This is a genomic window from Xanthomonas sp. SHU 199 (genome assembly GCF_000364665.1).
GTDB classification, from domain to species: domain Bacteria; phylum Pseudomonadota; class Gammaproteobacteria; order Xanthomonadales; family Xanthomonadaceae; genus Xanthomonas_A; species Xanthomonas_A sontii.
In genome coordinates this window covers 1-10612 of the sequence record NZ_AQOI01000687.1, presented here as the reverse complement: position 1 = coordinate 10612, position 10612 = coordinate 1, and the positions used below count along the sequence as shown (strand labels likewise).

Here is a 10612-nt window from a genome sequence, read left to right as displayed (position 1 = left end):
GGCGCCGGCAACTGGAGCGTCACACCGGGCACGGCCTTGCCGAACGGCACGGTGGTAAATGCCGTGGCGACCGATGCGGCCGGCAATGCCAGCCCGCCGGCGTCCACCACAATCGACGCGCTGGCACCGGCGGCGCCGGTGCTGCAGCCGAGCAACGGCACGGCGATTGTCGGTACTGCCGAAGCGGGTGCGACGGTCACTGTCACCGACGGCAATGGCAACCTGATCGGGCAGACCACCGCCGATGGCGCCGGCAACTGGAGCGTCACCCCGGCGGCGCCACTGCCGGACGGCACCGTCGTCAACGCCGTAGCCACCGATGCCGCCGGCAATGTCAGTCCTCCGGCGACCACCACGGTGGATGCGCTGGCACCGGCGGCACCGCTGGTCACGATCAGCCTGGACGGCAGCCTGCTCACCGGCACCGCCGAAGCCAACGCGCAACTGCGTGTGGTGGTGAACGGCGATACCGCCAATCCACTCTTGATCCAGGCCGATGGCAATGGCGCCTTCAGCCTGCCGCTGGTGCCGGCGCTGGTGATCGGGCAGGCACTGTCGGTGGTGGCGGTCGATGCCGCCGGCAACGTCAGCCCGCCCGCACTGCTCACCGCCCCGGATCTGTCGCCGCCGCTGCTCAGCGTGCCCGAGGCCGGCGATACCTGGATCAACGCTGCGGAAATCGGCGACGGCATCCAGGTGGTGGTGCAACTGCGGCCGAACATGCTGGTCGGCCAGGTGGTCACCGTGCATTTCGCCGGCCAGAACGGCTACGTGGTGGATGTCCCGCACACGCTCACCAGCGGCGACCTCGCTGCCGGCAACGTGGTGGTCTCGGTGCTGCCGCCGAGCGGCGGCGCCGCGTTGCCGCAGGGCGCCGCGACGGTCACCGCCGATCTCAACGGGGGCCCGGCCTCGTCCTCGGTCGGCTTCACCATCGATACGATCCCGCCGGCCACCCCGGTGCTGTCGCTGGTCGCCAATCTGCTGACGATTTCCAGCGAACCGGGCACTGCACTGACGGTCAACGTCAATGTGGGCGGCGTGCAGGCCACGGCCACGCTGACGGCCGACAACAGCGGCCTGGCCTCGCTGGATCTGCTCACCGGCCTGGATATCGGCCTGAGCTGGTCGCAGTTGCTGAATGCGCAGGTGTCCGTAGTGGGCGCCGATCCGGCGGGCAACACCAGCTCGGTCGCCTCGCTGGGGGTTGGCGCCAACATCGCGCAGCCGCTGACGCTGGGCGACTTCGGGCTGGACTTCGCGCTGTTGCCGGCGACCTTCGGATTCAGCGGCAACGCCGACCCCAATGCCAGCCTGGCGATCCGCGTCATCACTCCGGCGCTCAACGTCGAACTCACGCCCATTCAGGCCGACGCCAATGGTGACTTCGCCTTGAACCTGCTCAGTCCCAGCGTCCTGAGCCAACTCGGGCTCACCGCGTCCGGCGTGCTCAACCTTGGCGCGCAGGTCGCCTTCGAAGTGGTCGCCACCGACACGCTCGGCAACGACAGTGCGCGTTATGGCATCAGCCTGTCCGGCAGTGGCGCGGCCCTGAGCATCGGCACCATCAGCGTGAATGGTACTGGCGGCATCGACATCCTGTCCGGCGCCGACGGCAGCAGCGAGCGTATCGTCGCCGGCGACGGCAGCGACCTGATCTTCAACGTCGGCAGCGGCGATCAGGTGTTGGCCGGCAATGGCGACGACACCATCCAGATCACCGCGACCAACTTCACCAGCATCGACGGCGGCGCCGGCTTCGATACGGTGCTGTTCGCCAACGGCATCGATCTGGACTACAACGCGGCAGGCGTGGGCACGCTGTCCAACATCGAGCGTATCGACCTGGGCAAGGGCGACTCCGGAAGTACTCTGACCCTGACCGCGTCGGAGGTGCTGGCGATCACCGACGGCAACGATACCTTGCAGATCACCGGCGACAGCGCGGATGTGCTCAACGTCGTCGGTGCCGTCGACAGCGGCACAACACAGGCGATCGATGGCATCACCTACCACGTCTACAGCTTCGGCAGCGCCACGTTGCTGGTGGAGGACAACACGCTTGCGGTGGTGACGGCCTGATGGGGGAGACCTGCACGCACGGCCGGCGCGTGCGCCGGCCTGGCCGGGCGGCCAGCGCCTGCGTCTGGCTGTTGCTGGCGGTACCGCCAGGTGCCTTCGCCATGTCGCTGGCCCAGGCGGTGCAACAAGGCCTGAGCAGCGAGCCGCAACTGCGCGCGGCGATGGCCGAGGCGGCACGTGCCGCCACCGACGTGCGCATCGCGCGCAGCGGCTACTACCCGGCGTTGTCGGTGGGCGCCGGGCCCAAGGCCATGGATCCCGGCGAGGTGGTCTACGACGTCAACCTCTCGCAGATGCTGTACGACTGGGGCCGTGTGTCGAGCAGGGTCGCGGCGGCACGGGCGCAGCAGCGCGGGCAGGACGCCGGGGTGGAGGTCGCCGCCGACGATGCCGCGCTGGCGATCGTGGACGTGTACCTGGACGTACTGCTGGCGCAGCAGCGGCTGCAGGCGGTGCAGGCGCATCTGCAACGCCTGCAGGCCATCGCCGACCTCAGCGAAGCGCGCAGCGGTGGCTACGCCGATCGCAGCGAACTGGAGCGCACGCGGCTGGAACTGGCGCGTGGGCAGGACCAGTTGGCGTCCGAGCAGGGCACGCTGCAGGAGGCGCGCAACCAGTTCCTGCTGCTGGTTGGCACGGAGGCCGAGGGTCTGCTCGAACCGGACCTGCCGGACCTGCCGCAACTGGCGCCGGCACAGTTGCCGCGGACGGTGGACGCCTCGCCCTTGCTGCGCAAGGCCAACGAACAGGTGCGTGCCGCCGAAGCCGAAGTGCGCGAGGCCCGCGCGGCGTTGAAGCCGCAACTGAATCTGGAAGCCGCCGCGCTGCGCCGCGACGTCGGCGGGCGCCTGCAGAACGATTCGACCATTTCGCTGCGCCTGAGCATGGACGTCTTTCAGGGCATGTCGACGTTTCTGCGTCCGCAGGCCGCGCGGCAGCGCCTGGAAGCGGCGCAGTGGAACGTGGATGCCGTGCGCCGCGAGATCCTGCGCACCGTGCAGACGCTGGCCGATGCCGGCGATGCGCTGCGCGGGCGCGAGCAGGCACTGCTGCAACAGGCGCAGCAGGCGGTGGAGGTGGCCGAGCTCTACCGCGAGCAGTTGAGCGTGGGCCGGCGCGAGGTGATCGAACTGCTCAATGTACAGCGCGAGCGGCTGGAGGCCGAACGCCAGTTGATCGCGTTGCGGATCGAACGTAAGCGCCTGCGCTACCGTGCCGCGGCGCAGGTCGGGGCGTTGCAGGCCATGTTCCGGGAGAGCGCCCATGCAGGTTGAGGACAATTCGGCGGTGTCGATCGGCGCCCCGCAGGCAGCGGAGGTGGATGGCCTGCGGCCTGGCCTGTTGTTGCTGTGCCAGCGCCTGGGGCGGCCGTTGACCGATGCCGAACTGGTGGATGGCATTGCGCTGGATCAGGGGCGACTGCCCTTGCGGTTGGTCCCCCGGGCACTGCGCCGTGCCGATCTCAATGCCGACGTGCTGGACTATCCGCTCGCGGGGATGGACGGCTATCTGCTGCCCGCGCTGCTGTTGCTGCACGATGGTCGCACCCTGCTGCTGGAGGCGATCGAGTCGCAGCAGGCGCGGGTGCTGCTGCCGCATGCCAGTGGCGGCGAGCAGGCCATGCCGCTGTCCGAACTGGAGCGGCTGTACAGTGGCTCGGCGGTATTCGCCAAACCGCGCTTTCGCGACGATGGACGCATCGGCGGCTATGCCGGCAGCGACGCGGAGCACTGGTTCTACGGCCCGCTGAAGAAATTGTGGCGCTCTTATGCCGAAGTGGCGATGGCGGCGATGGTCGCCAACCTGCTGGCGATCGCCACCGCGCTGTTCGCAATGCAGGTCTACGACCGCGTGGTGCCCAACGCGGCCTTCGATACCTTGTGGATCCTCGCCAGCGGCGTGGTCCTGGCGATCGTGCTGGAAGGCGTGTTGCGCACCCTGCGCGGGCAGTTGCTGGCGGTGCTGGGCAAGCGCCTGGACCTGCAGTTGTCCACGCTGCTGTTCTCGCGCGTGCTGGCCATGCGCATGGCGGCCAAACCGGGGTCGATGGGGGCCTTCAGTACGCAGGTCCGCGAGTTCGAGTCGGTGCGCGAGTTCTACACCACGTCCAGCGCAGCGCTGATCAGCGATTTGCCGTTCGTGGCGATCTTCCTGGCCATCATCGCCTTGATCGGCGGCCACGTGGTGTGGGTGCCGCTGGTCGCCTGCGTGTTGATGGTGCTGCCCGGGCTGCTGGCGCAGCGCCTGCTCGGCGCGCTGTCGCGGCAGAACCTGCGCGAGGGCGCGATGAAGAACGGCCTGCTGCTGGAGGCGTTCGAGCATCTGGAATCGATCAAGGCCGCGCGTGCCGAGGGCCGCTGCCAGGGCCTGTGGGAGGGGCTGACCGCGCAACTGGCGGCCTCGGCGATGAAGACCCATTCGCTGACCACCGCGCTCAGCTATGCCGCCTCGGTGGTGCAGCAGCTGGCCTACGTCGGTGTGGTGGTGTTCGGCGTCTATCGGATCCAGCAGGGCGAGATGACCGTCGGTGCGCTGGTGGCCTGCTCGCTGCTGGCCGCGCGCGCGATCGCGCCGCTGGGGCAGGCGGCCGCGGTGCTGGGGCGCTGGCAGCATACCCGGGTGGCGATGGAGGGGCTGGACCAGTTGCTGGGCGCAGCGCAGGAGCGTCCGGCCGGCAAACGCTTCGTGCACAAGCTGCGGCTGAAGGGCGACTATCGCCTGGATGCGGTGACGCTGCGCCATGGCGATCAGCCGCCGGCGCTGGACGTGCAGGCGCTGCGGATCGGCGCCGGCGAGCGCGTGGCGTTGCTCGGCGGCAACGGCGCCGGCAAGTCCACCCTGTTGCGCCTGCTGGCGGGCCTGGTCGACGCGCAATCGGGGCGGCTACTGCTCGACGACGTGGCGATCGCGCAGATCGACCCGGCCGATCGCATGCGCAACATCGGCTACCTGCCGCAGGACGTGGCGCTGTTCCACGGCAGCCTGCGCGACAACCTCAACCTGCACGGCGCGGCGCTGGGCGACGACGAGCTGTACGCGGCGTTGGACGGGGTGGGGCTGGGGGCATTCGTGCGCGCGCATCCCTTCGGCCTGGACCTGCCGATCCAGGGCAACACCAGCCTTTCCGGCGGACAGCGGCAGGCGCTGGGCCTGGCGCGGCTGCTGCTGCAGGATCCCGGCGTGGTGCTGCTCGACGAACCCACCGCGGCGTTCGATCAGCACAGCGAGCAGTTGGTCATCGCCTACCTGCAGCGCTGGCTGGGCACGCGCACGCTGGTGCTGAGCACGCACAAGCGCAGCATGCTCGAACTGACCCGGCGTGCCGTGGTGCTGCGGCAAGGACGCGTGGTGGTGGATGGACCGGTGGAGCAGGTGCTGCAGGGCAACCGGGTACAGGCGCCGGCGCCGGCACTGGCGGGCGGCCATGGCTGAGCACTCCTCGATCGCGCTGCGGCGGCGGTTGGCCGATCCGCTGCTGGCTTCCACTCATCCGCTGTACCGGCCGTTGTTGTGGACCGTGTTGGCGACCGTGGCGATCTTCCTGGCCTGGGCGGCCTGGGCCGAGCTGGACGAGGTCACCCGTGGCGATGGCCGCGTGGTGCCGTACAGCCGCATGCAGAAGATCCAGAGCCTGGAGGGCGGGATCCTGGATCGGCTGCTGGTGCAGGAAGGCGAACTGGTCAAGCCGGGACAGCCGCTGGTGCGCCTGGAACGCACCCACTTCCTGACCAACTATCAGGAGTCGGTCAACCAGGAGCAGGTGCTGCATGCGGCGATCGCGCGCCTGGAAGCCGAAGTGCTGGGCAAGGACCGCATCGCCTTCCCTGAGCAGGTCGCCTCCAATGAGGCCTTGCAGCGTTCCGAGCGCGACCTGTTCGAGTCGCGCCGCAGCAAGCTGGCCGAAGGCAGCCAGGCGATCCAGCGGCAGATCCGCCTGGCCCAGGATCAGTTGAACATCGTGCGGCCGCTGGTGGCCAGGGGCGCGGTCAGCCAGGTCGAGGCGCTCAAGCTCAGCCAGGACATCGCCACCTTGCAGGGCCGGCTCGGCGAGCTGCGCAACAGTTACTTCCAGGAGGCTTATACCGAGCTGGCCAAGCGCAAGGCGGATCTCGGTGCGCTGGAGCCGATCGTGCGCCAGCGCCACGACCAGTTGCGCCGGACCGAGATCCTGTCGCCGGTGCGCGGACGGGTCAACACCGTGCTGATCAACACCCGCGGCGGCGTGATCCCGCCGGGCGAGCCGATCATGGAGATCATCCCGGTGGAGGAGCGGCTGCTGGTGGAGGCGCGGATCAAGCCGCGCGACGTGGCGTTCCTGGTGCCGGGCATGAACGCGCGGGTCAAGATCACCGCGTACGACTACACGATCTACGGCGAGCTCAACGGCACGGTCGAGCAGATCAGCGCCGATACCATCGAGGAGCAGACCCCGCATGGGAAGGAGTCGTTCTACCAGGTGCTGATCCGCACCGACGGCAGCCAGTTGCGCCGCGGTGGCGAAGCGTTGCCGATCATCCCCGGCATGGTGGCCGAGGTCGACATCCTCACCGGCAAGCGCAGCGTGCTCAATTACCTGCTGCGTCCGCTGTTGAAGGCGCGGTTGCGCTGAGCGCAACCGCGGCCGCCACCACTCAGCTGCGCGATTCGACCAGTGAGAGCGTGCAGGTTTCGCCTGGAGCAGATTGCCAATACTCGAAGCGCGAGAGCTTCTTGCCCGAGGTCTGCGCGGCAAGCAGGTTCGCATAGGCGGCCTTGCCGAACTCGTCGCCGAGGTTGAAGTAGACGATGTCGAACTTGCAGGTGGTGGAGAGCGCATCCTTGACGCTGAAGTAGGCCGTCGTGCCGCCCTGTACGCCCTGCACGCCGAGGCGGTCCACCGACTTGTCGGTTTCGGTCACCGCGGCCGCCGGCGCGCAGTAGAGCGCGATCAATGAGAGACAGAGCGTCGCTTTCAGTTTCATGGTGTCGTGTCCGTTTGTCTGAGTCGTGAGCGTCGAAACGGACATGCCCGCCGCCTTGCTTCGGCACGTATCGTTGCCGAAGACGCAGGTCGTGATGCATGCGCCGGTTCCCCGTCGCCATTGTGGCCAGGCGCCGGGCCCGGGCGTCAAGGCCAGGCTGCTTCGAGAAGACGGAGGCGGGCGGTTGCCGCGCTGTGTGGCGGCACCGGATTGCAGACACAAAAAAACCCGGAAAACTGTGGTTTTCCAGGCTTCTTGTGACCTTGAAACTGGTCGGGGAGACAGGATTCGAACCTGCGACCTCTACGTCCCGAACGTAGCGCTCTACCAGACTGAGCTACACCCCGAAGGAGCCGCACATGATACGGAGGTCTTCCGCATTCGGCAAGCGCCTTTGCAAAAAAATTTCAGTCCGCCGCGTCGGCCGCGTCCGCGGCGGCACCCGCCGCGTTGCGCTCGCGCGCCTCGAACCACATGCCGTTGAGGATGGCGGCGGTGGAGGCCAGGCCGACACCGAGAATCCAGGCGAAGTACCACATGATCGTTTCTCCTTGCGGGCGCGTCAGTACGCGTTGGGGTTGTCGTCCAGGGAGGCGGCGGTGACCTTGCCCTTGAGCACGCGGTACACCCAGGTGGTGTAGCCGAGGATGATCGGCAGGAACACCACGGTGGCCAGCAGCATGATCCACAGGGTCAGGTGGCTGCTGGAGGCGTCCCACACGGTCAGGCTGGAGCCGGGCTGGCTGGAGGAGGGCAGCAGGAACGGGAAGATCGCAAAGCCCACGGTCAGGATGATGCCGGCGATGGCCGCACCGGAGGCGATGAAGGCCAGGCCGCCGCGGCGCTTGCGCAGCAGCACCGCGCTGAGCAGCAGGCCGAGCAGGCCGGCGGCCGGGGCCAGGGCGGTCAGCGGCATGCGCTGGTAGTTGTGCATCCAGCCGCCGACCTCGCCGAGCACGGCGGTCTTCAGCAGCGGGTTGGTGGCGCCGTCGGTGACCACCTGCGAGGTGACCGTGTAGCCGGGCAGGCCGGTGGCCACCCACACCCCGGCACCGGCGAACAGCGCGCAGGCCGCCAGGGCGGCGATGCTGCCGTAGCGCGCCGCGCGCTCGGCCACCGGGCCGTCGGTCTTCAGCACCAGCATCGCCGCGCCGTGCGCCACCAGCATGCTCACGCTGAGCAGGCCGGCGAGCAGGGCGAACGGCATCAGCAGGCCGAAGAAGCTGCCGGTGTAGAACACCCGCAGGGTGTCGTCGAAGTGGAACGGCACGCCCAGCAGCACGTTGCCCACCGCCACGCCCATGATCAGCGCCGGGATGAAGCCGCCGACGAACAGCGCCCAGTCCCAGCCGTTGCGCCAGCGCTGGCTGGGCAGCTTGCCGCGGAACTTGAACCCGACCGGGCGCAGGATCAGCGCGAACAGGATCACGAACATCGCCAGGTAGAAGCCGGAGAAGCTCACCGCGTACAGCGGCGGGAAGGCGGCGAAGATCGCGCCGCCGCCCAGGATCAACCAGACCTGGTTGCCTTCCCAGACCGGGCCGATGGTGTTGACCACCAGCCGGCGCTCGGCGTCGGTCTTGGCCACGAACGGCAGCAGCGCGCCGACGCCCAGGTCGAATCCGTCCATCACCGCGAAGCCGATCAGCAGGATGCCCAGCAGCAGCCACCAGATCACGCGCAGCGCGGTGTAGTCCAATGCAATGAAGTCCATGGTGTGTCTCCTGCCGGGGTCAGAGGTGGCCGGCGGCCGCAGGTGCGGCGATCGGGGTGACGGGACGCGGGGCGGGTTGCAGCAGGGCGGGCAGGTCGTCCGGCCCCTTGCGGATCGCCTTGAGCATCAGCTTGATCTCGATGATCAGCAGCGTGGTGTAGATCGCCACGAAGCCGGCGAGGGTGATCAGGATGTCGTGCAGGGCCAGGCCGGAGGCGGCATAGAAGGTCGGCAGCACGCCTTCCACCGCCCACGGCTGGCGGCCGTACTCGGCCACGAACCAGCCGCACTCGATCGCGATCCACGGCATCGGCAGTGTCCACAGCGCCAGCTTCAGGAACCAGCGCTTGTCCTCGAAATTGTGCTTGCACGAGAACCACAGCGCGGCGGCGAAGAAGGCGATCAGGTAGAAGCCCAGGCCGGCCATCACCCGGAACGTCCAGAACAGCGGCAGCACCCGCGGCACCGTGTCCAGCGCGGCCTTGGCGATCTCCTCCGGCGTGGCGTTGAGGATGTCCTCGCGGTAGCGCTTGAGCAGCAGGCCGTGGCCCAGGTCCTGCCAGTGGCGATCGAACACCGCGCGCGCCTCGGCGTCGTTGCGGTTGGCCTTGAGCCGCTGCAGCGCGCCGTAGGCGATCTGCCCGCCGCGCACGCGGTGCTCGGCGCGCTTGACCAGTTCCAGGATGCCCGGCACCGGCGTGTTCAACGAGCGCGTGGCGATCAGGCCCATCAGGTACGGCACCTTGATCGCGTAGTCGTTCTTGCCGGTGGCCTGGTTGGGAATGCCGAAGGCGGTGAAGTCGGCCGGCGCCTGCTCCGTTTCCCACATCGCCTCGATCGCGGCCAGCTTCATCTTCTGGTGTTCGTTGGCGGCGTAGCCGCTCTCGTCGCCCAGCACCACCACCGACAGCGAGGAGGCCAGGCCGAACGCGGCGGCCACCGCGAACGAACGCCGGGCGATGTCGCGGTGCTTGCCGCGCAGCAGGTACAGCGCGCTGATCGACATCACGAACACCGCGCCGGTCACGTAGCCGGCGCTGACCGTGTGCACGAACTTGGCCTGCGCCACCGGGTTGAACACCACCGCCATGAAGTCCACCACTTCCATGCGCATGGTGTCCGGGTTGAATACCGCGCCGGTCGGGTTCTGCATCCAGCCGTTGGCGATCAGGATCCACACCGCCGACAGGTTGGTGCCCAGCGCCATCAGCCAGGTCACCATCAGGTGCTTGACCGGGGTGAGCTTGCTCCAGCCGAAGAAGAACAGGCCGATGAAGGTCGCCTCCAGGAAGAACGCCATCAGCCCTTCGATCGCCAGCGGCGCGCCGAAGATGTCGCCGACGTAGTGGCTGTAGTAGGACCAGTTCATGCCGAACTGGAACTCCATGACGATGCCGGTGGCCACGCCCATCGCGAAGTTGATGCCGAACAGCACGCCCCAGAACAGGGTCATGCGCCGCCACACGTCCTTGCGGGTCATGACGTACACGCTCTCCATGATCGCGATCATGAAGGACAGGCCCAGGGTGAGCGGGACGAACAGGAAGTGGTACATCGCGGTCATGGCGAACTGCAGCCGCGACAGCTCTACGACAGTGGTGTCGATCATGGCTGTGCTACCTCGTGGAAGATGTGCATCTGGGTGGCCGAGTGGCGGGAGATTGGAGGCGATCTTCCGCCGCTGCGGCGCGTTCGACCTTGATTCAGATCAATGTGCGGCACCGGGGTGCCCGGCATCGTGGCGGCCACGGCGGTTCCGGCCCGGAAGCGCCTTCCCGCTAAACTGGCGACTTCGTTCGCCGCGCCGAGCCCGTTTTGACCGATTCCGCCGAGCCGTCCACTGCATTGCCCGCCG

The 10612-nt window shown here is 68.2% G+C and carries 9 protein-coding genes and 1 tRNA gene; 4 read left to right on the top strand and 6 right to left on the bottom strand.

The annotated features are described in order from the left end of the window. The 4 genes from D183_RS0119755 to D183_RS0119740 all read left to right on the top strand — a co-directional run. The coding region (locus D183_RS0119755) for an Ig-like domain-containing protein (RefSeq protein ID WP_017910530.1) at window positions 1-2082 on the top strand (2082 nt) is incomplete at its 5' end. A 101-nt stretch (window positions 2083-2183) separates the two neighbouring features. After that, on the top strand, window positions 2184-3356 hold the full coding sequence (locus D183_RS25345) for a TolC family protein (RefSeq protein WP_232757325.1): 1173 nt from the start codon (window positions 2184-2186) through the stop codon (window positions 3354-3356). After that, a complete protein-coding gene (locus D183_RS0119745; RefSeq protein ID WP_017910528.1) occupies window positions 3346-5514 on the top strand; it encodes a type I secretion system permease/ATPase in 2169 nt (722 codons plus the stop codon). The genes D183_RS25345 and D183_RS0119745 overlap by 11 nt, the downstream gene beginning before the upstream one ends. Next, window positions 5507-6691, top strand: coding sequence for an HlyD family efflux transporter periplasmic adaptor subunit (locus D183_RS0119740; RefSeq protein ID WP_026144685.1), 1185 nt, complete (start codon window positions 5507-5509; stop codon window positions 6689-6691). Before D183_RS0119745 ends, D183_RS0119740 begins: the two co-directional genes overlap by 8 nt. A gap of 22 nt (window positions 6692-6713) precedes the next feature. Here D183_RS0119740 and D183_RS0119735 read toward each other — a convergent pair whose 3' ends face one another. From D183_RS0119735 to D183_RS28090, 6 genes are all read right to left on the bottom strand, one after another. After that, entirely contained in the window at window positions 6714-7043 is a 330-nt protein-coding gene (locus tag D183_RS0119735; protein ID WP_232757324.1) for a hypothetical protein, read from the bottom strand. Window positions 7044-7313: 270 nt separating this feature from the next. Beyond that, window positions 7314-7390: transfer RNA gene (locus tag D183_RS0119730), tRNA-Pro, on the bottom strand. A gap of 60 nt (window positions 7391-7450) precedes the next feature. Further along, a complete protein-coding gene (gene cydX, locus D183_RS0119725; RefSeq protein ID WP_017910525.1) occupies window positions 7451-7582 on the bottom strand; it encodes a cytochrome bd-I oxidase subunit CydX in 132 nt (43 codons plus the stop codon). 23 nt (window positions 7583-7605) lie between these two features. Next, window positions 7606-8757, bottom strand: coding sequence for a cytochrome d ubiquinol oxidase subunit II (cydB, locus tag D183_RS0119720; protein WP_026144684.1), 1152 nt, complete (start codon window positions 8755-8757; stop codon window positions 7606-7608). Window positions 8758-8776: 19 nt separating this feature from the next. Further along, the gene (locus D183_RS0119715) at window positions 8777-10366 is read right to left on the bottom strand and encodes a cytochrome ubiquinol oxidase subunit I (RefSeq protein WP_017910523.1); all 1590 of its coding nucleotides are present in this window, start codon (window positions 10364-10366) and stop codon (window positions 8777-8779) included. Further along, a partial coding sequence (locus D183_RS28090) for a hypothetical protein (RefSeq protein ID WP_232757323.1) occupies window positions 10363-10612 on the bottom strand: 250 nt, incomplete at its 5' end. The genes D183_RS0119715 and D183_RS28090, both read right to left, overlap by 4 nt.

What these genes read in the sequence shown, in the direction of transcription:
- D183_RS0119745 (WP_017910528.1), top strand. Translation starts at nt 3,346, where the DNA reads ATGCAGGTTGAGGACAATTCGGCGGTGTCGATCGGCGCCCCGCAGGCA.
- D183_RS0119740 (WP_026144685.1), top strand. Translation starts at nt 5,507, where the DNA reads ATGGCTGAGCACTCCTCGATCGCGCTGCGGCGGCGGTTGGCCGATCCG.
- D183_RS0119735 (WP_232757324.1), bottom strand. Translation starts at nt 7,043, where the DNA reads ATGAAACTGAAAGCGACGCTCTGTCTCTCATTGATCGCGCTCTACTGC.
- D183_RS25345 (WP_232757325.1), top strand. Translation starts at nt 2,184, where the DNA reads ATGTCGCTGGCCCAGGCGGTGCAACAAGGCCTGAGCAGCGAGCCGCAA.
- cydX (WP_017910525.1), bottom strand. Translation starts at nt 7,582, where the DNA reads ATGTGGTACTTCGCCTGGATTCTCGGTGTCGGCCTGGCCTCCACCGCC.
- cydB (WP_026144684.1), bottom strand. Translation starts at nt 8,757, where the DNA reads ATGGACTTCATTGCATTGGACTACACCGCGCTGCGCGTGATCTGGTGG.
- D183_RS0119715 (WP_017910523.1), bottom strand. Translation starts at nt 10,366, where the DNA reads ATGATCGACACCACTGTCGTAGAGCTGTCGCGGCTGCAGTTCGCCATG.